Origin of the sequence: Phaeovulum sp. W22_SRMD_FR3 (assembly GCF_052113705.1) — a bacterium.
In the GTDB taxonomy this organism is placed as follows: Bacteria; Pseudomonadota; Alphaproteobacteria; order Rhodobacterales; family Rhodobacteraceae; genus JBGQOG01.
In genome coordinates, this window is sequence record NZ_JBGQOG010000032.1 from 1 (window position 1) to 21,796 (window position 21,796).

Annotated in this window: 22 protein-coding genes; 8 read left to right on the forward strand and 14 right to left on the reverse strand. The window is 65.1% G+C overall.

Features of this window, described 5'->3' with window-relative positions; translation table 11 throughout:
* Nucleotides 1-199 precede the first annotated feature (199 nt).
* Together ACEN2S_RS22005 and ptsP are read left to right on the forward strand one after the other, a co-directional pair.
* Nucleotides 200-1,459 (forward strand): aspartate kinase, encoded by a 1,260-nt coding sequence (locus ACEN2S_RS22005; protein WP_441870545.1) that lies wholly within the window; start codon nt 200-202, stop codon nt 1,457-1,459.
* 63 nt (nt 1,460-1,522) lie between these two features.
* On the forward strand, nt 1,523-3,763 hold the full coding sequence (gene ptsP, locus ACEN2S_RS22010) for a phosphoenolpyruvate--protein phosphotransferase (protein ID WP_441870547.1): 2,241 nt from the start codon (nt 1,523-1,525) through the stop codon (nt 3,761-3,763).
* Between the two features lie 12 nt (nt 3,764-3,775).
* Here ptsP and ACEN2S_RS22015 read toward each other — a convergent pair whose 3' ends face one another.
* The 3 genes from ACEN2S_RS22015 to ACEN2S_RS22025 form a co-directional block, all read right to left on the reverse strand.
* On the reverse strand, nt 3,776-4,540 hold the full coding sequence (locus ACEN2S_RS22015; protein ID WP_441870549.1) for an EcsC family protein: 765 nt from the start codon (nt 4,538-4,540) through the stop codon (nt 3,776-3,778).
* A gap of 125 nt (nt 4,541-4,665) precedes the next feature.
* Nucleotides 4,666-5,376 carry a hypothetical protein gene (locus ACEN2S_RS22020; RefSeq protein WP_441870551.1) on the reverse strand — a complete coding sequence of 237 codons (711 nt, stop codon included), beginning with the start codon at nt 5,374-5,376 and terminating at the stop codon, nt 4,666-4,668.
* 80 nt (nt 5,377-5,456) lie between these two features.
* The gene (locus tag ACEN2S_RS22025; RefSeq protein ID WP_441870553.1) at nt 5,457-5,945 is read right to left on the reverse strand and encodes a GNAT family N-acetyltransferase; all 489 of its coding nucleotides are present in this window, start codon (nt 5,943-5,945) and stop codon (nt 5,457-5,459) included.
* Between the two features lie 89 nt (nt 5,946-6,034).
* On the opposite strand from ACEN2S_RS22025, the gene ACEN2S_RS22030 reads away from it, so the two are divergent.
* Entirely contained in the window at nt 6,035-6,637 is a 603-nt protein-coding gene (locus ACEN2S_RS22030) for a flavin reductase family protein (RefSeq protein WP_441870555.1), read from the forward strand.
* A 14-nt stretch (nt 6,638-6,651) separates the two neighbouring features.
* Here the strand turns inward: ACEN2S_RS22030 and ACEN2S_RS22035 are convergent, their stop codons facing one another.
* On the reverse strand, nt 6,652-7,542 hold the full coding sequence (locus ACEN2S_RS22035; protein WP_441870557.1) for a DMT family transporter: 891 nt from the start codon (nt 7,540-7,542) through the stop codon (nt 6,652-6,654).
* Nucleotides 7,543-7,711: 169 nt separating this feature from the next.
* Between ACEN2S_RS22035 and ACEN2S_RS22040 the strand changes: the two genes are divergently transcribed.
* From ACEN2S_RS22040 to ACEN2S_RS22050, 3 genes are all read left to right on the forward strand, one after another.
* Nucleotides 7,712-8,593 (forward strand): S-methyl-5'-thioadenosine phosphorylase, encoded by an 882-nt coding sequence (locus ACEN2S_RS22040; RefSeq protein ID WP_441870559.1) that lies wholly within the window; start codon nt 7,712-7,714, stop codon nt 8,591-8,593.
* On the forward strand, nt 8,590-9,123 hold the full coding sequence (locus ACEN2S_RS22045; protein ID WP_441870561.1) for an adenine phosphoribosyltransferase: 534 nt from the start codon (nt 8,590-8,592) through the stop codon (nt 9,121-9,123). Before ACEN2S_RS22040 ends, ACEN2S_RS22045 begins: the two co-directional genes overlap by 4 nt.
* A gap of 146 nt (nt 9,124-9,269) precedes the next feature.
* Complete coding sequence (locus ACEN2S_RS22050) at nt 9,270-9,428, forward strand: hypothetical protein (protein ID WP_441870563.1); 159 nt, start codon at nt 9,270-9,272, stop codon at nt 9,426-9,428.
* 155 nt (nt 9,429-9,583) lie between these two features.
* Here the strand turns inward: ACEN2S_RS22050 and ACEN2S_RS22055 are convergent, their stop codons facing one another.
* The 10 genes from ACEN2S_RS22055 to coxB form a co-directional block, all read right to left on the reverse strand.
* Complete coding sequence (locus ACEN2S_RS22055) at nt 9,584-10,996, reverse strand: FAD-binding oxidoreductase (RefSeq protein ID WP_441870565.1); 1,413 nt, start codon at nt 10,994-10,996, stop codon at nt 9,584-9,586.
* A 55-nt stretch (nt 10,997-11,051) separates the two neighbouring features.
* Nucleotides 11,052-11,636 (reverse strand): GNAT family N-acetyltransferase, encoded by a 585-nt coding sequence (locus ACEN2S_RS22060; RefSeq protein ID WP_441870567.1) that lies wholly within the window; start codon nt 11,634-11,636, stop codon nt 11,052-11,054.
* Nucleotides 11,636-12,898, reverse strand: coding sequence for a M16 family metallopeptidase (locus ACEN2S_RS22065; RefSeq protein ID WP_441870569.1), 1,263 nt, complete (start codon nt 12,896-12,898; stop codon nt 11,636-11,638). Before ACEN2S_RS22065 ends, ACEN2S_RS22060 begins: the two co-directional genes overlap by 1 nt.
* Nucleotides 12,895-14,286: a threonine synthase gene (gene thrC / locus ACEN2S_RS22070; RefSeq protein ID WP_441870571.1), complete on the reverse strand. Its 1,392-nt coding sequence runs from the start codon at nt 14,284-14,286 to the stop codon at nt 12,895-12,897. Before thrC ends, ACEN2S_RS22065 begins: the two co-directional genes overlap by 4 nt.
* A gap of 9 nt (nt 14,287-14,295) precedes the next feature.
* Nucleotides 14,296-14,979 (reverse strand): SURF1 family protein, encoded by a 684-nt coding sequence (locus ACEN2S_RS22075; protein ID WP_441870573.1) that lies wholly within the window; start codon nt 14,977-14,979, stop codon nt 14,296-14,298.
* 66 nt (nt 14,980-15,045) lie between these two features.
* Complete coding sequence (locus ACEN2S_RS22080; RefSeq protein ID WP_441870575.1) at nt 15,046-15,846, reverse strand: cytochrome c oxidase subunit 3; 801 nt, start codon at nt 15,844-15,846, stop codon at nt 15,046-15,048.
* A 31-nt stretch (nt 15,847-15,877) separates the two neighbouring features.
* Nucleotides 15,878-16,453: a cytochrome c oxidase assembly protein gene (locus ACEN2S_RS22085; RefSeq protein ID WP_441870577.1), complete on the reverse strand. Its 576-nt coding sequence runs from the start codon at nt 16,451-16,453 to the stop codon at nt 15,878-15,880.
* The gene (locus tag ACEN2S_RS22090; RefSeq protein ID WP_441870579.1) at nt 16,450-16,662 is read right to left on the reverse strand and encodes a hypothetical protein; all 213 of its coding nucleotides are present in this window, start codon (nt 16,660-16,662) and stop codon (nt 16,450-16,452) included. The genes ACEN2S_RS22085 and ACEN2S_RS22090 overlap by 4 nt, the downstream gene beginning before the upstream one ends.
* Complete coding sequence (gene cyoE, locus ACEN2S_RS22095; protein WP_441870581.1) at nt 16,662-17,594, reverse strand: heme o synthase; 933 nt, start codon at nt 17,592-17,594, stop codon at nt 16,662-16,664. Before cyoE ends, ACEN2S_RS22090 begins: the two co-directional genes overlap by 1 nt.
* A 67-nt stretch (nt 17,595-17,661) precedes the next feature.
* On the reverse strand, nt 17,662-18,537 hold the full coding sequence (gene coxB / locus ACEN2S_RS22100) for a cytochrome c oxidase subunit II (RefSeq protein ID WP_441870583.1): 876 nt from the start codon (nt 18,535-18,537) through the stop codon (nt 17,662-17,664).
* Nucleotides 18,538-18,765: 228 nt separating this feature from the next.
* On the opposite strand from coxB, the gene tldD reads away from it, so the two are divergent.
* Entirely contained in the window at nt 18,766-20,187 is a 1,422-nt protein-coding gene (gene tldD, locus ACEN2S_RS22105) for a metalloprotease TldD (RefSeq protein ID WP_441870585.1), read from the forward strand.
* Between the two features lie 298 nt (nt 20,188-20,485).
* Entirely contained in the window at nt 20,486-21,775 is a 1,290-nt protein-coding gene (gene dprA / locus ACEN2S_RS22110; protein WP_441870587.1) for a DNA-processing protein DprA, read from the forward strand.
* The last annotated feature ends 21 nt before the right edge of the window (nt 21,776-21,796 follow it).

A 21,796-nucleotide genomic window follows, 5' to 3' on the forward strand; every position in this document is an offset into this window, starting at 1 on the left:
CCCCCCCCCCCCCCCCCCCCCCCCCCCCCCCCCCCCCCCCCCCCCCCCCCCCCCCCCCCCCCCCCCCCCCCCCTTCCGCACTCGCCCCCCGGCGCAACGCCAGCCTGCCCACCCAACCGGCCCGCCATCTCCCCTTGCAAGCCTGCCCCCCAGCCGCTAGGAAGCGCGCAATTCTGTCGGGCGGTTCAGGGGGGTATCCATGCCGCTTCTTGTTATGAAATTCGGTGGCACCTCGGTCGGGGATCTCGCGCGCATCAAGAATGCGGCCGCGAAGGTCAAACGCGAGGTGGAACGCGGCTATGACGTGATCGTCATCGTCTCGGCCATGTCGGGCAAAACCAATGAGCTGGTGGGCTGGGTCGAGCAGACCTCGCCGATGTTTGACGCGCGCGAATATGACGCCGTGGTCTCCTCGGGCGAGAATGTCACCGCCGGTCTGATGGCGCTGACCCTGCAAGAGATGGACGTGCCCGCGCGCAGCTGGCAGGGTTGGCAAGTGCCGATCAAGACCACCTCTGCGCATTCGGCCGCCCGCTTTGTCGACATTCCGCGCGAGAATATCGACGCGAAATTCGCCGAAGGCATGAAGGTGGCCGTGGTCGCCGGTTTTCAGGGCGTGAGCCCGGAGGGCCGGATCACCACTTTGGGCCGCGGCGGCTCGGACACCACCGCCGTCGCTTTTGCCGCGGCCTTTGGCGCGGAACGCTGCGACATCTACACCGATGTCGACGGCATCTACACCACCGACCCGCGCATCAGCCAAAAGGCCCGCAAGCTCGAGAAAATCGCGTTTGAGGAAATGCTGGAACTGGCCTCGCTCGGGGCCAAGGTGCTGCAAACCCGTTCGGTCGAGCTGGCAATGCGCTATAAGGTGCGTCTGCGGGTGTTGTCCTCGTTTGAGGATACCGACGAAAACTCTGGAACCCTGGTCTGCGACGAGGATGAAATCATGGAATCGAAAGTCGTCTCTGGCGTCGCCTATTCGCGCGACGAAGCGAAAATGACCCTGGTCACCGTCGAGGACCGCCCCGGCATCGCCGCCGCGATCTTCGGGCCGCTGTCGGAAGCGGGCGTCAATGTCGATATGATCGTGCAGAACATCTCGGAGCGCGATTACGAGGGCCATGACGGCGCCGTGACCGACATGACCTTCTCCTGCCCGATCAATCAGGTCGCGCGGGCGAAAAAGGCGATGGAAGACGCGAAAGCCGCGGGCACCATCAATTATGACGACCTCGTGGTCGATACCGAAGTGGCGAAAGTCTCGGTTGTCGGCATCGGGATGCGCAGCCATGCGGGCGTCGCATCGACCATGTTCAAGGCATTGTCGCGTGAAAACGTCAATATCAAGGTCATCGCCACCTCCGAGATCAAGATTTCGGTGCTGATCGACCGGAAATATATGGAACTCGCGGTTCAGGCGCTCCATGATGCCTTCGAACTGGAAAAAGCGGTCTGATCAACAGACCGGACCGCGCGGGACCAACCCGCGCGGCATGAACAACGGGGGCTGGGAGGGCACATGCCCGAACGCAGCGAAACTGATAGCCGCAAGCTCCTCCGGAGGTTGCGCGACACCCTTGCGACTCCCGCCAAAGGGCAGGAGCGTCTGGACCGCATAACCCATCTGATCGCCGATTCGATGGGGACCGAGGTCTGCTCGATATATCTCTTCCGGGATCCTGAAACGCTGGAGCTTTGCGCCACCGAAGGGCTGAAGCCCGAATCGGTGCACCAGACCCGCATGCGTCTGGGCGAAGGTCTCGTGGGCCGCGTGGCGCGATCGGCGACGCCGATCAACACCGGTGATGCCCCCGCCGAAAAGGGCTTTCGCTACATGCCCGAGACCGGGGAGGAGATCTTCTCCTCCTTCCTCGGCGTGCCGATCCAGCGGCTGGGCGAGCGGCTGGGCGTGCTGGTCGTGCAGTCCAAGGCCGCGCGGCAGTTTTCGGAAGATGAGGTCTATGGCCTTGAGGTCGTGGCGATGGTGCTGGCCGAAATGGCCGAGCTTGGCGCCTTCATCTCCGAGGCCGACGGTTTTTCGGCGGCGCATCAGAACCCGGTGATGTTCCGGGGTGCCACGGGTCAGGAGGGGGCTGCCGAAGGCCGCGTCTGGCTGCACGAACCGCGCGTGGTGGTGACCAACCCCGTCGGCGACGATCCGGAGGCGGAAAGCGCGCGGCTGCATGTGGCGGTGGATGAGCTGCGGCAATCGGTGGACCGGATGCTGTCTGACAGCATCACCTCGGACAAAGATCAGCTCGACGTGCTCGAAGCCTATAAGATGTTCGCCAATTCGCGCGGCTGGCTGAAGCGGATGGAAGAGGATATCGCGCGCGGTCTCTCGGCCGAAGCGGCGGTGGAGAAAGAGCAATCCATCGCGCGGGCGCGGCTGGAGCAGGTGCCTGACCCCTATCTGCGCGAGCGGCTGCACGATCTGGACGATCTGTCGAACCGGCTGCTGCGGATCCTGACCGGACAGGGCAAGGATACCGGTGCCGAGATGCCGGAGAACCCGGTGCTGGTGGCGCGCAACATCGGCCCCGCCGAGCTGCTGGAATATGGCCGCAAGCTGAAGGGCGTGGTGATGGAGGAGGGCTCGGTCGGCTCTCACGCTGCGGTGGTTGCGCGGGCGCTGGCGATTCCCCTGGTGATTCATGCCGCCCGCATCACCTCCGAGGCGCTGAACGGCAATGCGATTCTGGTCGATGGCGATCAGGGGGTTGTGCATTTGCGGCCCGAAGAAACCGTGGCCAAAGCCTTTCGCGACAAGATCGCCATGCAGGCCGAGGCGCAGAGCCGCTATGCCAGCCTGCGCGAATTGCCCGCCACCGGCCAATGCGGCACCACCATCACCTTGATGATGAACGCGGGCCTGATGGCCGACCTGCCCTCGCTGGCGGGATCCGGGGCGGATGGCGTCGGGCTGTTCCGCACCGAGCTGCAATTTCTGGTGCGCAGCCGGGTGCCGCGGCGGGCCGAACTGGCCTCGATCTATGCGCAGGTGCTGAATGCGGCACAGGGCAAAAAGGTGATCTTCCGCACGCTCGACATCGGCTCGGACAAAGTGCTGCCCTATATGAAGCCGCAGGACGAGCCGAACCCCGCAATGGGCTGGCGCGCGATCCGGGTGGGGCTGGACAAACGTGGTGTGCTGCGCATGCAGTTGCAGGCGCTGATCCGTGCCGCAGAGGGGCGTCCGCTGTCGGTGATGTTCCCGTTCATCGCGGCGCAGGATGAGTTTACCGCCGCCCGTCAGGCCGCGCTGGACGAGATGGACCGCGAGCGGGCCCTGGGCCATGTCGTGCCCGAAAAGCTCGAGATCGGCGCGATGCTGGAAACCCCCAGCATGGCCTTTGCGCCGCGTGCCTTTTTTGAACAGGCCGATTTCATCTCGATCGGCGGCAATGACCTCAAGCAGTTCTTCTTTGCCGCCGACCGCGAGAATGAACGGGTGCGCCGCCGCTATGACACGCTGGATGTGAGCTTTCTGGGCCTGCTGGAACAGATCATCGCCCGCTGCCGCGAGGCAAATACGCCGCTGTCCTTCTGTGGCGAAGATGCCGGCCGCCCGATTGAGGCGCTGACCTTCGCAGCCTTGGGTTTGCGGACGCTGTCGATGCGCCCCGCCTCGGTCGGCCCGGTCAAGCATCTGATCCGGCGCACCAATCTTGCCAACCTCAAGGCGGTGATTGATGAGGCCCGCGACAGCGGCGCGCAAAGCGTTCGCTCTGTCGTCACGCATTTCCTCGCGCGGCAATAGCGCCGCGCGGGGTTATTTTTTTCGGGCGATGCGGGCGCGCAGTTCCTCGCGCAGGAAACCCTCGTCCAGCTGCGCGGTCTGCGCCAGCCGCTTCAGCCCGAAATGCACGCGGGCGATTTCCTGATAATAGCTGGTGAAGCTGTAGTTGATCGCCGCCCCCGCCACCGCGCCCAGTACCGGGGCCGCCTGCGCCGCGAGCTTTTGCCCGAGCACCCCCGCCAGACGCGGCGCGACCTTGGCGATCAGCCCCTGCACCGACTGCCCGGTCAGCGTCATCCGCGCGCTGACAAAGGCCAGATCGGTGCCGTCATCCGCCGCCATCGGCCCGGCACTGGCGAAGACGCGGATGCATTCCAGCCGGATCTCTTCTTCCGCCGGATCAAAGCCATGTTCGGCGGCAATGCCCTGAATCGCGCGCAAAAGCACGGTCACCGTCACCGGCAGTTCGGCCATCGCGCCGGGCAGACCGCCAAGCCCCCCCGCCGCCCCCATCGCCGTGGTCAGCGCGGTGTTCAGCCAGTCGGGCCGGTCCGACACCACCCCGCGCGAGCGGGCGGCGGCGCTGAAGGCGTTTTCCAGCGCCGTGCGGGTCACGGCCTCCAGCCGGTCCTTGACCGGCGCGGGCAGCCGCTCAAGCAGGGTCTCGGCATTGCCGCCGACCCAGCCCAGCACCTGCATCCCCAGCCCGCTGGCCGCCTTGTGCCGCGCGGCAAGGGACCCGAGTTCGGTCAGCACAGCGGGATCGTGCAGTGGCGGAAAGATGACCTGATCAGACATGCGCGTCCTCCTGTTCCTCCCGATATGGGGATGCGCCGCAGCAGGCAAAGGCCCCGCCGCGGATTTCACATGAAAAAACCCGCCGGGGCAGCGCCCGGCGGGTTGGATTTGCCATCCGTCTGCGCTCAGAAGCCCGGCAGCAGGTTCACCAGACCACGCTTGCCAAAGGTTGCGCCCCGGGCGGCGCCGAACGTATAGGTCGCCCCCAGTTTGACATAGGTCTCCGAGGCCGACCCGGCACCGCTCACGTCCAGATCGGCACTCCCGACCTCGCCGGTCACCAGCAGATTCGGCACAACCGCGTAGTCTGCCGTCAGCCCGAGCACCGAGACGTCAATGACGCTTTCAAAATCGACGGTTTCATAGCGCGCGCCCAGACCCAGACGATCGTTCACGGCGTAGCGGCCCTTCAGACCGAACTCGGTGCCCGACACCCCGGATTCTTCACCCCGGGCGAGGAAGGTCTCAAAGCTGAGCGGGCCCGATTCATGGCCATATTCGATGCCGTAATAGGTGACATCCTCGCCTGCCACGCGCTCGTTGCCGATAAAGAGACCGTAAGAATTGGTCTCATCGCCGTGATAGATGGCGTGCAGCGCCATCGCCGTCACCGTCTCGTCAGCGGAGTTCAACGCGTTGAACCCGAGGTCTGCCTGAACCGCAAATTCACGGGTAAAGCCAAACTCGACCGCGCCTTCCAGCGTGGTTTTGGCCGCCTCGGAATAATCGGTGAACTGCGAGCGGGAGAAGCTCAGTTGCCCCCCGGTCACTTCAACAGCGGCGGCGGGAAGCGCAAAGCCCAGCAGGGCGACGGCGGAAATAGCCGTAACTTTCATAGTAACCTCTTTAAATAGCGAAACAATTCGCAGCGACCGCATAGACCGCGAACCCCGCCTGCACAAGGTTACCAATGCCCTTATTCGTGGAATTTCGTCACATCGCCCGCGACGCCCTCCCAGGCGCCGGGCTGCAATTCCAAACCCAGCACCCGGTCCGGGTTGGTGGGGGGCGGCATGATCACGCCCGTGCGCTTGGTAAAGCCAAAGCGGCGGTAATAGGGGGCATCGCCGACCAGCAGCACCCGCTCCCAGCCCAGCCGCCGCGCCTCGGAAAGGCTTTCGAGGATAAGGATCCCGCCCAGCCCCTCGCCCTGCCGGGTCGGGTGCACCGCCACCGGCCCCAGCAAAAGCACGCGCGCGCCGCCGACCAGCACCGGCCAGTAGCGGATCACCGCCGCCAGCGTGTTCGTCTCATCGCGCAGCACGAGGCACAGCTCGGCCACCTTGGCGACACCATCGCGCAGACGGTATGAAGACAAAGCCGTACGGCCCGGTGCAAAGCACAGGTCATAGAGCGCCTCGACCTCCCACCAATCGGCGTCGGTCTCTTCTTCCAACTGATACATCCCGGCCGCCTCGCCCGCCCGAATCCCCTTGCACCCGCGCCTAACATGCACGCAGCCTGCGTTCAAACCGATCTGCCCGGAGTGACCCGATGTTTTACCGTCCCGAAGATGGCCACGGCCTGCCCCACAACCCGTTTGGCGCGCTGATCGCCCCGCGCCCCATCGGCTGGATTTCCACGCGCGGCAGTCTGGGCGACAATCTGGCCCCCTATTCTTTCTTCAATGCCGTGGCTTATGTGCCGCCACAGGTGATGTTTGCCTCCACCTCGGCCAAGCCCGACCGCGAGGGCACCAAGGACAGCGTCGCCAATATCCGCGAGACGGGGGTCTTCTGCGTCAACATCGTTGAGGGCGACCAGATCGGGGTGATGAATGCCTCCTCGGCCCCGGCCGCAGCCGAGGTGGACGAGTTTGCGCTTTCCGGCGCGCCGAAGGTGGAATGCGAAACGATCCCCTGCCCGCGCGTCGGCAATGCGCCCTTCAGCCTGGAATGCAAGCTGACGCAGATTGTCACCCTGGCGGGCAAATCGAACTTTCTGGTGCTGGGCGAGGTGACCGGCATCCATATCCGCCCCGACTGTCTGCAGGAGGGCCGGGTGATGCTGCCGCCCTCGGGCCTGCTCACCCGGCTCGGCTACCGCGATTATGCCACCGTGCGCGAGGTGTTCGAGCTGACACGTCCCGGCGACTGACCCGCCGCTGGAGGTCACACCGCGCCGCGCGCCCGCGCGGCCGCCCGGGCCACCTGCCGCCCCCGGATCAGCGTGTAGATGCCGGAACCGATGATCACCGCCGCTCCGATCAGCGTCAGCGCATCGGGGCGCTCGGCAAAGACCACCACGCCCAGAATCAGCGCAAAGACCAGCCGAGTGTAGCGGAAGGGGGTGATCACCCCCACCTCTCCCATCCGCATCGCCGCCGTCAGCCCGTAATAGGCCCCCACGCCAAAGCCGACCGCCGCCAGAAGGTCGAGCGCTTCACGCGGTGCGGGCATCACCGCGCCGCCGGTGAACATGAGAAGGATCACCCCAGTCGGGATCAGCATCAAAAAGCCGTAGATGCCCAGCTGCACATTCGACAGGACCGGCGGTGCCGCCCGCGTCGCCAGATCGCGCCCGGCAAAGCCCAGCATGCCGACCACCGCCCAGAGCGAGGCCAGCTCAAACCCCTCCAGCCCCGGCCGCAGGATGATCAGCACGCCCGCGAAACCCAAAGCGATGGCGGCCCATCGGCGCCAGCCCACCGGCTCGCGGAAAATCACCGCCGCGCCGGCCACCACCACCAGGGGCGTTGCCTGCAAAATGGCCGAGGCATTGGACAAGGGCGTCAGCGCCAGCGCGACCGTATAGCCCAGCCGCCCCATCACCTCCATCGCCGCCTTGATCAGCAGCGGGCGGGAGAGCACGGCCGGATGATAGAGCGGCTCGCCCCGCCGCTTGGTCAGGACCATGAAGCACAACATGCCGCCAAGGCCGAACAGGATCAGGATCTCGCCCACCGGCAGATGCCGGGCGGCGGATTTGACGAACATGTCCTCAAAGGCAAAACCGGCCATTGCCAGCACCATCAGGATCGCCCCGCGCAGATTCCCGTCCATGCCCACCCTCCCGAAGTTCAGCCGCCCAGCCGTGGCACGTCGCCCCGCCCCCCGCAAGCCCGCCCCCGCAGCTTTTCACCCTACGGAAAGCCCGCAATCGCCCGGCTGCGCGCTTGTGCAGGCCCCGCCGCTCGCCCTATCGTGGCTGCGGCGCAGCAAGGAGCGGGCGATGCAGACACGGATCGGAGTCATTGGCGGATCGGGGCTTTACCAGATCAGCGGCCTGGAAAACGCCGAATGGCTGACGGTGGAAACCCCCTGGGGGATGCCGTCGGACCAGATCCTGACCGGCAGGCTCTACGGGGTGGAAATGGCCTTCCTGCCGCGCCATGGCCGCGGGCATGTGCATTCCCCCTCCGACGTCAATTACCGCGCCAATATCGACGCGCTGAAACGGCTGGGGGTCACCGACATCATCGCGGTTTCCGCCTGTGGGTCGTTCCGCGAGGAATTGGCGCCGGGCGATTTTGTCATCGTGGATCAATACATCGACCGCACTTTTGCGCGCGAAAAATCGTTCTTCGGCACGGGCTGCGTCGGCCATGTCAGTCTGGCGCATCCGACCTGCCCGCGCCTGTCCGAGGCCTGCTTTGCCGCCGCCACCGCCGAAGGCTTGCGCGTGCACCGGGGCGGCACCTATCTCGCGATGGAGGGGCCGCAGTTTTCCACCCTCGCCGAATCGCGGCTTTATCGTGAGGTTTGGGGCTGCGATGTGATCGGGATGACCGGGATGCCGGAGGCGAAACTCGCCCGCGAGGCCGAGATTTGCTATGCTTCCGTCGCGATGATCACCGATTACGACAGCTGGCACCCCGATCATGGCGAGGTGGACATCAGCCAGATCATTGCCACGCTCGGCGGCAATGCGGATCACGCGCGCGGGCTGATCTCCCGGCTGCCCGCCCTGTTGGGTGCCACGCGCGCGCCCTGCCCGCATGGCTGCGATCGGGCGCTGGAGCACGCGATCATGACCGCGCCGGAGCGGCGCGACCCGGCGGTTCTGGCGAAGCTGGATGCCGTTGCGGGGCGCATGCTGGGGGCCTCGGCATGAAAAAGACGGTCAAAGACTATATCCGCACCATCCCGGATTTCCCGCATGAGGGGATCCAGTTCCGGGATGTCACCACGCTTTTCGCCGATCCGCGCGGCTTTCGCATGGCGATTGACCAGCTTCTGCACCCCTATGCGGGCGAAAAGATCGACAAGATCATCGGGCTGGAAGCGCGCGGTTTTATCCTCGGCGGCGCGCTGGCGCATCAGCTGACCAAGGGCTTCGTGCCGATCCGCAAACAGGGCAAGCTGCCGGGCAAGTGCCTGTCACAGGGCTATAATCTGGAATATGGCAAAGCGGTGATGGAGATCCACGAGGATGCCCTCGCCCCCGGTGACAAGGTGCTGATCGTCGATGATCTGCTGGCCACCGGCGGCACCTGCGAAGCGGCGATCAAACTCTGCGAGGCGCTGGGGGCCGAAGTGGTGGGCTGCGCCTTTGTCGTCGATCTGCCGGAACTGGGGGGGCGCAAACTGCTCGAAAAGCTGGGGATGAAAGTGCATGTTTTGTGCGAGTTTGAGGGGACCTGAGGCGCGACCGCCCGCGCGGGGGGGAATAGGTCAGCACGCCTGCCATGCAGCGCCCGCATGGAGGTTATGCAAATGCAGCATCTTGTTCGCAGACGCAGAAAGACCGAAATTGGGGATAAGAAATTCATGCTTCAAAGGCTGGTCCCATGTCCTCTCTCGTCCAATCCGCCGCCGCCTTCCCCCGCTTTGACCTGATCGCCCGCGCCAAGAAAATGCTGGCCGAGCATGACGGTCTGGCACATGCGCTGATCATCTCGGTCGGTTTTTTTGTGATCGTCGGCGCGATCAAGCTGTCGGTCGGCTGAGCCGCTAACCACTTCGTAAGAAGAATCACGCTAACCAGAGCGGGCCTGATGGTTCGACTGCTTGCAAACACGTGAACCAAAAGTGCCGCGCCCTGCCTTCCCCCGGCAGGGCGCAGTTATTTCCGGCCCCTGGTCTGGAAAGGGCCCCCCCGGCCTCAGCCGCGCAGCACCGCACCGGGGTTCATGATGCCCTGCGGATCAAGCGCCGCCTTGATGGCCCGCATCGCCGTCAGCTTGCCGGTATCGCCGAACCGCTCCAGATCATCGACCTTGAGCCGCCCGATGCCATGTTCGGCCGAGACCGAGCCGCCCAGGGCATCCACCACCTCATGCACCCGCGTCGCAATCGCCCGCGCCTGGCCTGCAAACTCGGCCTTGGATTTCCCCTCGGGCGGAAAGACGTTGAAATGCAGATTGCCGTCGCCGACATGGCCAAAGCAGTTGATGCGGAAATCGCCCATCGCATTAACCGCCGCCCGCGCCTCTTCAATGAACAGCGGCAGCGATGACAGCGGCACCGAAATGTCATGCGAAGAGATCGCGCCGATCCGCTTGTTCCCCTCCGGCAGGCTTTCGCGCAGGGTCCACATCGCGTCGCGCTGCGCGGCACTTTGCGCGATCACCCCGTCCGAGACCAGACCGGCCTCCAGCGCCGCCTCAAACAACTCGGCCAGCACCGCTTCGGGGTCGAGGCCCTGCGGCAGCCCCACCTCGATCAGCACCGACCAGGCCGGGCGCTCCGCCAGCGGCTGGCGCAGATCGGGCATGGTGGCATCGAGAAAGAGCAGGCCCTGCTGCGCGATCAGCTCAAAGGCCGAGACACAGCCGGGCATCCGCGCCTCGGCCATCCCCAGCAGCTCCAGCGCGGCCGAGGGGCTGTCGACCACCAGCATCGCCGTGCCCTCGGCGGCGGGACGCGGGAAGAGGCGCAAAGCACAGGCGGTGATCACCCCCAATGTCCCCTCTGCCCCGATCAGGAGATCCTTGAGGTCATAGCCGGTGTTGTCCTTGCGCAGGCGCTTCAGGCCGCGCAGCACGGTGCCATCGGCCAGCACCGCCTCCACCCCGAAGCACAATTCGCGCGCATTGCCGTAGCGCAGCACATTCACCCCGCCCGCATTGGTCGAGAGGCAACCGCCGATCCGTGCCGTGCCCTGCGAGGCGAGCGTCAGCGGGAAAAGCCGCCCCGCACCTTCGGCCGCCGCCTGCACCTCGGCCAAGGTCGCCCCCGCCTCCACGATCAGCACATTGCCGCGCGGGTCGATCTCGCGCACCGCTTTCATCCGCTCAAGACTGATCACCAGCGGCAGCGTGCCCTCGGGCAGGACCTGACCGCCGACGAGGCCGGTGCCGCCGCCATAGGGGATCAGCCCCACCCCCGCTTCGGCGCAAAACCGCACCACGCCCGCCACTTCGTCAAGGTCCCGCGGGCGCGCGACGGCCCCGGCGATGCCCGTCCAGCGGCCGCGCGGCTCTTCCAGATAGCGCGGCTCGGCCTCTCCCAGATCCAGCGCAGGCAATGCCGCCTGCAACGCGTTCAGAAAAGCTGCATCCGCGGGTTTCAGCATCGCCATCATCCTTGTTCCTTGCTTTCCAGACGCGGGGCGCTCTGCCCCCCCGGGCTCAGCCGATATCCGTGCGGCCGCGCCGGTCTCCGCGCAAATTGGCATAGAGCACATGGTTGCGCCACCGCCCGTTGATCTGCAGATAACTCTGCGCCACGCCTTCATATTTGAAGCCGGTTTTTTCCAGCACACCGCGCGAGGGGGCGTTTTCGGGCAGGCAGGCGGCGTCGACCCGGCTGAGGTCCAGCACACTGAAGGCGTGGTGCACCACCGCCTGAATCGCCTCGCGCATATAGCCCTGACGGGCGAACTTCTGCCCGATCCAATAGCCCATCGTGCCGGTTTGCGCCGGGCCACGGCGGATATTGTCCAGCGTGATGCCGCCCAGAATCTCGCCCGTCTCGCGCGAGAACATGAAGAGCGGCACCGCCACCCCGCCCGCCTGCGAGCGCGCCGCCCAGTAAACGCGGTTGGCAAAACCCTTGCGACTGAGGTGATCCGCCGCCCAGACCGGCTCCCAGGGTGTCAGGAACGCGCGGCTGGCTTCGCGCAGTTCAGACCAGGCGCGGAAATCGGAATGTTGCGGCAAGCGCAGGATCATGCGCTCCGTATCAATCCTGAGCTTCCGCCGCCGGGTGAGCATCAGGCCGCAAGCCTGTCGCGCAGTGCCTCCAGCCCCGGGGCCGCAGCGACCGGACCATAGAGCGCAAGGGCAGACTGGCCCGAGCCGATCAGGCGCCCCGCATAATCGCGCACCGCGTCGCGGGTGACCGCCTCGACCTTTTCCGCCGCCTCTTCGATGCCGGGAACGCGGCCCCAGATCGCCAGATTGCGTGCCATGCGTTCGGCGCGGCTGGAGGGGCTTTCCAGCCCCATCAGCATCCCCGCCTTCATCTGGGCGCGGGCACGGGCCACCTCGGCCTCGGACATGTCATCCGCGGCGCGTTTCAGCTCGTCCATCGTCAGACCACAGAGCGCGGTGATCTCTTCGGCGGAGGTCCCGGCATAGATGGTGATCATCCCGGTGTCTTCATGGCTGCCCGCCTGCGCGAAGATCGAATAGCACAGGCCGCGCTCTTCGCGGATCTTTTGGAAGAGGCGCGAGGACATGCCGCCGCCAAGCGCCGTGGCATAGACCTGCGCGGTGTAGAGATCGGCGCTGTGATAGCCCGGCCCCTCAAGCGCCAGCGCGAAATGCGCCTGCTCAAGGTCCTTGACCTCGCGCCGCTCGGCGCCCCGCCATGTCGCGGGCTGCAAGAGCGTGCTGCCCACCGGCTTCAGATGGCCGAAGATCACCTCGGCCTCGCGCACGATGGCATCGTGATCCACCGCGCCCGCGGCCGAGAGAATCATCTGATCCGGGCCGTAATGCTCGGCCACAAACCCCGCCAGATCCTCGCGCGAGAAGTTCGAGACGCGCTCGGCCGGCCCCAGAATCGTGCGGCCCATCGCCTGATCCGGATAGGCCGCTTCTTGCAGCCAGTCGAAGATGATGTCGTCGGGCGTGTCGAGGCTTTGGCCGATTTCCTGCAGGATCACATGGCGTTCCACCTCGATCTCGCGCGGGTCAAAGACCGGGTTCAGCACGATATCGGCAATGACGTCGAGCGCCATCGGCACATCGGCCTCCAGCACGCGGGCGTAATAGGCGGTCATCTCGCGCGAGGTATAGGCGTTGATATAGCCGCCCACATCCTCGATTTCCTCGGCAATCTGCAGCGCGCTGCGGCGCTTGGTGCCCTTGAAGGCCATGTGCTCGAGGAAATGCGCGATGCCGTTTTGCTCGGCCCGCTCATGCCGCCCGCCCGCGGTGACCCAGATGCCGACCGAGGCCGACAGAAGCCCCGGCATGCGTTCGGTGACGATGCGCAGGCCATTGGGAAGCGTGGTGAGTTGGACGGTCAAGCGCGGCGCCTTTCATGGATCAGCGCTTCCAGCGCTGCGAGGTCATTGGGAACCCGGGTCACCCGCTCGGGCCGGTCAAACAGATCGGCCATACGGGCAGGCAGGGCAGGACGGATGCCGGATGCGGCTTCGACCGCATCGGGGAATTTCGCAGGATGCGCGGTGGCCAGCGTCACCATCGGCACCGGGGCGGCGATCTGCGCATTGGCGACAGCCACGCCAACAGCGGAGTGCGGGCACAAAAGCTCGCCCGAGCGGGCCAGCTCGGCGGTGATTTCCGCCGAGGTTTCCGCTTCCGACACCCGGCCCGAGGCATAGATCTCGCGCAGGGCCTCCAGCGCGCCCTGGCTGACGGTGAAGCCACCCGTGGTCTTCATCTCGTCCATCAGCTGCGCGACGGCGGCGCCATCCTGACCATAGGCCATGAACAAGGCGCGTTCGAAGTTGGAGGAGATCTGAATGTCCATCGACGGGCTGATCGAGGCTTTCACCCCGTTCATCTCATAGCGGCCGGTGCTCAGGCAACGGTGCAGGATGTCATTCTGGTTGGTGGCGATCACCAGCTGATCAATCGGCAGGCCCATGGATTTCGCGATATAGCCCGCGAAAATGTCACCGAAATTGCCGGTGGGCACGGTGAAGCTGATCTTGCGCCCCGGCGCGCCGAGGCTGACGGCGGCGGTGAAGTAATAGACCACCTGCGCCAGAACCCGCGCCCAGTTGATCGAATTCACCCCGGCAAGGCCGACGCCATCGCGGAATTCGAAATGGTTGAACATGTCCTTCAGGCGCGACTGGCAATCGTCGAAATCACCCTCCAGCGCCAGCGCATGGACATTCGCCTCAGACGGGGTGGTCATCTGCCGCCGCTGCACCTCAGACACCCTTCCATGCGGGAAGAGGATGAAGACATCGACATTGTCGAGCCCGCGGAACGCCTCGATCGCCGCCGAGCCGGTATCGCCGGAGGTGGCGCCAACGATGGTGATCTTGCGGCCTTCCCGCGCCAGCGCGATCTGGAACAATTGCCCGATCAGCTGCATGGCGAAATCTTTGAAGGCCAGCGTCGGGCCGTGGAACAGCTCCAGCAGGTGATGGCCCGGGGCGAGCTGCACCAGTGGCGCGCGGGCGGCATGGCCAAAACCGGCATAGGCCTTGGCGATCGCCGATTTCAGCTCAGCTTCCGAGAAGGTGTCGCCGGTGAAACGCGAGGTGATGCGGAAGGCGACCTCTTCATAGCTCTGCCCCGCCAGATCGGCGATCTCGTCATGGGTCAGCACCGGGATGCTTTCGGGCACATAAAGGCCGCCGTCCCGGGCAAGGCCCGTCAGCATCGCTTCGCCGAATGAAAGGATCGGGGCCTGCCCCCGGGTCGAGATATAGCGCATGCCTGCCTCTTAATTCTGTCGTTGCCTGATACGCCACAGAAGGAACGCTGTCATCCCCGCCCAGACGGCGGCCAGCGAAAACCATGTGATGGCGTAGCCCAAATGATCGTTCGGAATGCCCTCGATGCCCACCGGCACCGGCTCTACCCCCTGCGCATCGCCCGTCACCGAACTCACCACCACGAGGAGCGGTTCCGTGTTCAGCGCCCGGGCCATTTCCGGCACGTCGCGGGCGAACCACAGCCCGGTTTTCAGATCGGGGGCCGGGGTGTAGCTGTCGGTTTCGTTCGGCCAGTGCAGATTACCCAGTACATCGAGCGCGACGGGGGGCCGTGGCGCGTCACGCGCGGCCTCGGGTACAAACCCCCGGTCAAGGAGGATGCGGCGGTTGTCCGAAGTCTCGAAGACCGAGATCACCTCATAGCCGGCGCCCAGACCCTTTTGCCCGGTCAGCACCAGCAGCCCCTCGCCCGTGGTGGTGCCCTGCAGGGCAACGGGGCGGTATTTCAGCACCAGCGGATCGGCGGTGCCGGGCGCGGGCAAAGCCTCGGGGGCGCCGTGAATCTGCGCCTCGATCCCCGCCAGCAGCGCCTCTTTCCAGGCCAGACGCCGAAGCTGCCAAGCCCCGAGCGAGAGCAGGATGGCCACGCCGCACAGACCCAGCAGCAGCGGAAACACGTATCGGCGCATCATCATTCCTTCAACGGCAAAAGCGCGGAGAATATCCCCGCGCTTTCGGTTATTCAGTGGTCGGAGGCTTTACTGGCCCCAGATGTAGATCGAGGCAAACAGGAACAGCCAGACCACATCGACGAAGTGCCAGTACCAGGCGGCGGCCTCAAAGCCCACATGCGCTTCGGGGGTGAAGTGCCCCTTCAGCACGCGCAGCAGGCAGACGAACAGGAAGATCGTGCCGATGATGACGTGGAAGCCGTGGAAGCCGGTCGCCATGAAGAACGAAGCGCCGTAGATGTTGCCCGCGAGGCCAAAGGCCGCGTGGCTGTACTCGATGCCCTGCAGCACGGTGAAGAACATCCCCAGCAGAACGGTCAGGATCAGGCCCTGCACCACGTCTTTGCGGTTGTTCTCATGGACCAGCGCGTGGTGCGCCCAGGTCAGCGTCGCGCCCGAGAGCAGCAGCACCAGCGTGTTGATCAGCGGCAGGTGCCAGGGATCAAAGGTCTGGATCCCTTCCGGCGGCCAGACGCCATCGACCAGCGGGCTCATCGGGCCCATCGGGTAGAGCGCGTGTTTGAAGAAGGTCCAGAACCATGCCGAGAAGAACATGACTTCCGACATGATGAACAGGATGAAGCCATAGCGCAGGCCGATGCGCACCACCGGGGTGTGATCGCCGGTCTGGCCTTCATGCACCACATTCGACCACCAGCCGAACATGCAATAGAGCACGAGGGCCAGGCCGATGAAGAACATATAGGCGGTGATGCCGTGCATCCACATCACTGCGCCGAAGAGCATGACGAAAGCACCGACCGAGCTCAGGAGCGGCCAGATCGAGGGGGGCAGAATGTGGTAATCGTGGTTCTTTGCGTGCGCCATATCTTGTCCGCTTTCGGTTTCCCTGAGGGCCTCAGTTGTAAGGAGCCGGGGTGGCAGGCGTCAATGCCGCCTGTTCCTCGGGCAATTCGGTTTCGTGAAAAGTGTAAGACAGGGTGATGTTGCGGATGCTACCCGCTTCCTTGTCTTTCACCAATTCCGGATCGACAAAGAAACTGACCGGCATCTGCACCGTCTCATGCGGCTGCAACACCTGTTCGGTGAAGCAGAAACACTGAATCTTGTCGAAATAATAGCCAGCCTGATCGGGGCTGACGTTATAGCTTGCCGTGCCCGCGATCACGCGGTCGGTCGGGTTGGTCGCCTCATAAAAGGCCAGCCCGGTTTCGCCGATGCGCAGGGTCATTTCATTGACCACCGGCTTGAACTTCCACGGCATGCCGCGCTCGACATTGGCGTCAAAGCGGATGGTGATCATCTCATCGAGGATCACATCCGATTCCGCCTCGGCCACATTTGGCGTGCCGCCAAAGCCGGTGGTTTTGCAAAACCAGCTGTAGAAAGGCACGGCGACCCAGGCCAGAACGCCCATCAACAGGACGACGCCGACAAGACGCAGTGCCATACGGCCGTTGGCATTCCCGCTCATTGTGACACCTGCGGTGCGGCGGGGACCGGATCTCTCGGCAATTCAGAGGCGCGCGGCTGATGGTCGAACGCTTCCATCTGCGCGCCATGCTCGACCTTGACGATGGTCATGCCGAAAACCAGCACGACAAAGGCCAGCAGCACTGCGCCCAGCCCCATGTTGCGGCCAAAGCGGCGTTTGTGAATATCGGATTCGCGCGTCAGTGCCATCACCAGCCCCCCAGGCCCCAGTGGCCGAGCCCTGCCTCAAGCAGGAGCGCGGTGAAATGCAGGAAAAGATAGGCCAGCGAGAAGCGGAAGAAACGCTTCTCAACCTTGTAGCCATCGGCTTCGGACTGCGCCTCGTCGCGCTTCCAGATCGCCCAGGCGCCGCGCAGGAACATCGCGTTCAGCACCAGCGCCACCGCCATATAGGTGGGGCCGCCGATCGAGGTGAGGCCAAGACCCAGCGCCAGCGGTGCCAGCAGGATCGTGTAGACGAGGATATGTTTGCGGGTGGACCGGCGGCCATGCGTCACTGGCAGCATCGGCACCCCGGCCTTGGTGTAGTCATCGTTCATGAACAGCGCCAGCGCCCAGAAATGCGGCGGCGTCCACATGAAGATCAGCACGAACATCATCACCGATTCGAGGCTGATGCCGCCGGTGGCGACGGCCCAGCCGATCATCGGCGGAAAGGCCCCCGCCGCGCCGCCGATCACGATGTTCTGCGGCGTCGAGCGCTTGAGCCACATCGTGTAGACGACGGCGTAGAAAAAGATGGTGAAGGCGAGGAAGAGGCCTGCGAACCAGTTCGAGGCAAGGCCCAGCATCATCACCGAAATGCCCGACAGCGCGAGGCCAAGGCCCAAAGCCTCGCCCCCCGCGATCTTGCCCGCGGGAATCGGACGGCCCTTGGTGCGGCGCATCACCGTGTCGATATCGGCGTCATACCACATGTTCAGCGCGCCCGAGGCACCGCCGCCCAGCGCGATGAACAGGATCGAGATGAAGGCCAGCAGCGGGTGCACATGCACCGGCGCAACCGCCAGCCCGACCAGCGCGGTAAAGACCACCAGCGACATCACGCGCGGCTTCAGCAAGGCGACATAATCGCCAAACTCGCCCTCGCGGCTGTCGTCAAAGGTGCTGATGTCGGTCATGGCTTCCTCCCGATGGGAACCGCCGGACCCGCAAGGCCCGGCGACACCTGAACGTATTCTGCGCGTCTCAGTTCGCGGCGAGCTGGATGGCCTGCGGCGCAACCGTCCCGGCATCGGCCGAAAATTCGGTTTTCGCACGGGTCAGCCATTGGTCATAGACCTCTTGCGACACGACCTTGACGGTGATCGGCATGTAGGCGTGGTCTTTGCCGCACAGCTCCGAGCACTGACCGAAGTAGATACCTTCTTTTTCGGCTTTGAACCACAGCTGCGCGGTCCGGCCCGGCACGCCGTCCTGTTTCACGGCAAAGGCCGGGATGGTCCAGGAATGGATCACGTCAGAACCGGTGACCTGCACGACGATGGTCTTGTCGACCGGCACGATCATCGCATTGTCGGTGGCCAGAAGATATTCGTCATCCGAATACCCATAAGCGGCCAGCTGATCCTTCTCGAGCTTCATCGAGTCGAAGGCGATGCCGTCATCCGGGTAGGCATAGGACCAGTACCATTGGTTGCCGGTGACCTTGATGGTGATGTCGCCGGCCGGGATTTCCTGCGATTTCCACAGGATCGGCAGCGAGAACGAGGCGATGCCCACGAGAATCACGATCGGCACCACAGTCCAGGTGATTTCCACCGGGGTGTGGTGGCTGAAACGCGCCGGCACCGGATTGGCGCGCTTGTTGAAACGCAGGATGGCGTAGATCAGCAGGCCGGTGACGAAAACGGTGATCACGGCAATGATGATCAGCACCGCATGATCCAGCCATTGCTGGTCGCGGGCCAGTTCGGTCGCTGCCGGCTGAAAGCCCAGACCGCCCTGATGGGGCTTGCCCACCACTTCAAGTCCGGTGATCCCGTCCTGAGCCAAAGCGGCCCCGGCCAGCAAGATCGAGGTGGTGGCGGCGGCGAGGCCGTGACGAATGGTCGCAAAGCGCATCTATATTTTCCCGTTCCCTAGTCCGGCTCTCCCAGCCGCGCACAGGTTTCGTGACGACGGGTCACGACCCCTGTTGTATGGGCACATTCTAAAATCATATTGTCGTGTAAGGGACAAGGAAAACCGTGCGGCCTCTTGCCGCTTTTTGACCCAGATCAAGGACGGCCCCCTTCCGCCGTCCCAACGCCGCACCGATCGCCGCATTTCGCGGCGGGACAAGGACATGACATGGATGACGCCCGCTTTTCGCCCTTCGAGACGCTGATCGAAGAAGCCGCTGCGCTGAAACTTCTGCGCGAGGCCACCGCCGGGGCCGAGGATGGCGAGCTGTTCCTAGAGCGCAAACGCTCGGAGGCGCTGGTCTTTGACGACGGACGGCTGCGCAACGCCAGCTATGATGCCGCCGAGGGTTTTGGCCTGCGCGCGGTACGTGGCGAGGTGGCGGGCTATGCGCATGCCACTGAAATCAGTGAATCCGCCCTGCGCCGCGCCGCCGAAACCGCCCGGCTGGCGGTGGGCGCGGGCGGCGGGGTGATGGCCCCTCCCCCGCCGGGCACCAATCTGCGGCTTTATGGCGACCGCGACCCGATGCAGGACGCCAGCTTCTCGGCCAAGATCGATCTTCTGCGCGAGATTGACGCCTACGCCCGGGGCCTTGATCCGCGTGTGGTGCAGGTTTCGGCCACCCTGGCGGCGAGCCTGCAAGAGGTGTTCATTCTGCGCCCCGAGGGCGGTCTGGTCTCGGACACCCGGCCGATGGCGCGACTAAATGTCTCAGTCATCCTCGAGGAAAACGGGCGGCGGGAATCCGGCGGCACCGGCGGTGGCGGCCGCTTTGGCCTGACCGGACTGCTGGATCCGGCGCATTGGCAGGCGGCCGTGCGCGAGTCGCTGCGCATCGCCGAGGTGAACCTGCGCGCGGTGGCCGCACCTGCCGGGCAGATGGATGTCGTGCTGGGCGCCGGTTGGCCGGGGATCTTGCTGCATGAGGCGGTGGGCCATGGCCTTGAGGGCGATTTCAACCGCAAGAAATCCTCGGCCTTTGCGGGTCTGATGGGGCAGCAGGTGGCCGCACGCGGGGTGACCGTGCTCGATGACGGCACGATCCCCGACCGCCGCGGCAGCATCTCGGTGGATGATGAGGGCACGCCCTCTGGCAAGAACGTGCTGATCGAGGACGGGATTCTGGTGGGCTATATGCAGGACCGCCAGAACGCCCGGCTGATGGGCGTCGCCCCCACCGGCAATGGCCGCCGCGAAAGCCATGCGCATATCCCGATGCCGCGGATGACCAACACCTATATGCTGGGCGGTGATGCCGATCCCGAGGGGATCGTGGCCAGCCTGAAGGACGGGATCTATGCCGTGGGCTTTGGCGGCGGGCAGGTCGACATCACCAATGGCAAATTCGTGTTCTCCTGCACCGAGGCCTACCGCGTGCAGAACGGCGTCATCGGCGCACCGGTCAAGGGCGCCACGCTGATCGGTGACGGGCCCACCGCGATGCGGCAGATCCGCGCCATCGGCAATGACATGAAGCTGGATCCCGGCATCGGCAATTGCGGCAAGGCGGGGCAATGGGTGCCGGTGGGCGTGGGCCAGCCGACGCTGATGATCGGCGGGCTGACGGTGGGCGGCAGCGCCGCCTGATGCAAGCGCCGGGGGCAGATCCAGGTTGCGCCGGGCCGCCGCCCCCGGCGCGACTCGCCTTCCTCTGACCTCGGATGGGGCCCGCACTCCGACGTGAGAAGTTGTTAACCTTCCGCCGCACAAAACCGCGCGAAGGACGCGATTTTGATGCGCTTTGGTGCGCCAGCGCGCCAAAAGGTTTCCAAGGCGCGAAGTAATCCCAAAAAATTTGCCGCAAAGCCCGCCGAATCGGCGCGCTGGTAACTTTCTGTTAAGGTTACCGCGTCAATTTGGGGATGCGAATGAGGCGGAGGGCAGGATGGAAGCAGATTTGTTTTCTTACCCCACCCCCTTCACCCCACCCACCACGGAAGAAGATAGATTGTCCTTCCTCCGCCTTATTCGCTCACGTCGCGTCGGGGTTGCGACCTTCCATAAACTGCTGGCGGAACATGGATCGGCGCAGGCCGCGCTCCGGGCCTTGCCCGAAGCCGCCCGCGCCGCAGGCATTTCCGATTACACCCCCTGCAGCGAATCCGAAGCCCGCGCCGAAATGGCCGCAGGCGCGCGGGCGGGCGCTCAGCTCCTGCTCTTCGGGACAGCCGATTACCCCGCCGCCTTGGCCGAAATCCGCGATGCGCCTCCGGTGCTTTGGGCATTGGGCGATCTCGGGCTTTTGCAGCGGCCGATGATCGCTTTGGTGGGCGCGCGCAATGCCTCCTCCCTCGGCGGGCGCATGGCGCGCAAGCTGGCCGAGGGGTTGGGCGCGGCGGGCTATGTCGTCGTGTCAGGCCTTGCCCGGGGCGTCGACGCCATCGCGCATGAGGCAAGCCTTGGCACCGGCACGATTGCAGCGCAGGCGGGGGGAATCGACGTGATCTTCCCCCCGGAAAATGCAGCGCTTGCTGCCGGGATCGCCCAAAAAGGGTTGCGCCTGTCCGAACATGCACCGGGTCTCGCGCCGCAGGCCCGGCATTTTCCCATGCGCAACCGCATCATCTCGGGCCTGTCACAGGCGGTGGTGGTGGTGGAGGCGGCCCTGCGCTCGGGCAGCCTCATCACCGCCCGCGCCGCGCTCGATCAGGGGCGTGAGGTGATGGCCGTGCCCGGTCACCCGTTCGACGCCCGCGCCGCGGGCTGCAATGCGCTGATCCGCGATGGCGCCGTGCTGGTGCGCGACACTCAGGATATTCTCGACGCGATGCCGCAGCAATCGCCCGACCATCGCCCGGGCCCTGACAGGCCGCAACATACACCGCACATCGCCACGGGCCAGAGCCGGGAGGCGGCGCAGCCCGCGCCGGTACGCGTTCAAAAATCCGCCCCCCCGCAAACAACCGCGGCCTTGGCGACCCCGCCCACGGCAGAAGGCCCCGCCCAAGGTCAAAGCACGGGCTTCCACAAGGGCACGAGCCCCGAAAATGGCCGCGGCCCTGACACCCTGCGCTTGCGTCTGCTCGACCATCTGGGCCCCACCCCCCTGCCCGAGGACCAGCTGATCCGCGACCTCGGCGTCAGCGCTGCCGCCATCGCCCCCGAGCTGCTGCTGCTCGAAATGGCGGGGGTTATTTCGCGCCATCCCGGCGGGCTGATCGCCCGGGTGTTTTGACGCGCGCCCGTCCCTGCGGGC

Excerpts from the sequence above, each read along its gene's own strand:
- ACEN2S_RS22020 (WP_441870551.1), bottom strand. The coding sequence starts at position 5,376 with ATGAAAGTTACGGCTATTTCCGCCGTCGCCCTGCTGGGCTTTGCGCTT.
- coxB (WP_441870583.1), bottom strand. The coding sequence starts at position 18,537 with ATGCGCTTTGCGACCATTCGTCACGGCCTCGCCGCCGCCACCACCTCG.
- ACEN2S_RS22035 (WP_441870557.1), bottom strand. The coding sequence starts at position 7,542 with ATGGACGGGAATCTGCGCGGGGCGATCCTGATGGTGCTGGCAATGGCC.
- ACEN2S_RS22090 (WP_441870579.1), bottom strand. The coding sequence starts at position 16,662 with ATGGCACTGACGCGCGAATCCGATATTCACAAACGCCGCTTTGGCCGC.
- ACEN2S_RS22040 (WP_441870559.1), top strand. The coding sequence starts at position 7,712 with ATGCAGACACGGATCGGAGTCATTGGCGGATCGGGGCTTTACCAGATC.
- tldD (WP_441870585.1), top strand. The coding sequence starts at position 18,766 with ATGGATGACGCCCGCTTTTCGCCCTTCGAGACGCTGATCGAAGAAGCC.
- ACEN2S_RS22060 (WP_441870567.1), bottom strand. The coding sequence starts at position 11,636 with ATGCTCACCCGGCGGCGGAAGCTCAGGATTGATACGGAGCGCATGATC.
- ACEN2S_RS22025 (WP_441870553.1), bottom strand. The coding sequence starts at position 5,945 with ATGTATCAGTTGGAAGAAGAGACCGACGCCGATTGGTGGGAGGTCGAG.
- ACEN2S_RS22085 (WP_441870577.1), bottom strand. The coding sequence starts at position 16,453 with ATGAGCGGGAATGCCAACGGCCGTATGGCACTGCGTCTTGTCGGCGTC.
- ACEN2S_RS22045 (WP_441870561.1), top strand. The coding sequence starts at position 8,590 with ATGAAAAAGACGGTCAAAGACTATATCCGCACCATCCCGGATTTCCCG.
- ACEN2S_RS22015 (WP_441870549.1), bottom strand. The coding sequence starts at position 4,540 with ATGTCTGATCAGGTCATCTTTCCGCCACTGCACGATCCCGCTGTGCTG.
- ACEN2S_RS22030 (WP_441870555.1), top strand. The coding sequence starts at position 6,035 with ATGTTTTACCGTCCCGAAGATGGCCACGGCCTGCCCCACAACCCGTTT.
- ACEN2S_RS22005 (WP_441870545.1), top strand. The coding sequence starts at position 200 with ATGCCGCTTCTTGTTATGAAATTCGGTGGCACCTCGGTCGGGGATCTC.
- ptsP (WP_441870547.1), top strand. The coding sequence starts at position 1,523 with ATGCCCGAACGCAGCGAAACTGATAGCCGCAAGCTCCTCCGGAGGTTG.
- ACEN2S_RS22075 (WP_441870573.1), bottom strand. The coding sequence starts at position 14,979 with ATGATGCGCCGATACGTGTTTCCGCTGCTGCTGGGTCTGTGCGGCGTG.
- ACEN2S_RS22050 (WP_441870563.1), top strand. The coding sequence starts at position 9,270 with ATGTCCTCTCTCGTCCAATCCGCCGCCGCCTTCCCCCGCTTTGACCTG.
- dprA (WP_441870587.1), top strand. The coding sequence starts at position 20,486 with ATGGAAGCAGATTTGTTTTCTTACCCCACCCCCTTCACCCCACCCACC.
- ACEN2S_RS22055 (WP_441870565.1), bottom strand. The coding sequence starts at position 10,996 with ATGCTGAAACCCGCGGATGCAGCTTTTCTGAACGCGTTGCAGGCGGCA.
- ACEN2S_RS22080 (WP_441870575.1), bottom strand. The coding sequence starts at position 15,846 with ATGGCGCACGCAAAGAACCACGATTACCACATTCTGCCCCCCTCGATC.
- cyoE (WP_441870581.1), bottom strand. The coding sequence starts at position 17,594 with ATGACCGACATCAGCACCTTTGACGACAGCCGCGAGGGCGAGTTTGGC.
- thrC (WP_441870571.1), bottom strand. The coding sequence starts at position 14,286 with ATGCGCTATATCTCGACCCGGGGGCAGGCCCCGATCCTTTCATTCGGC.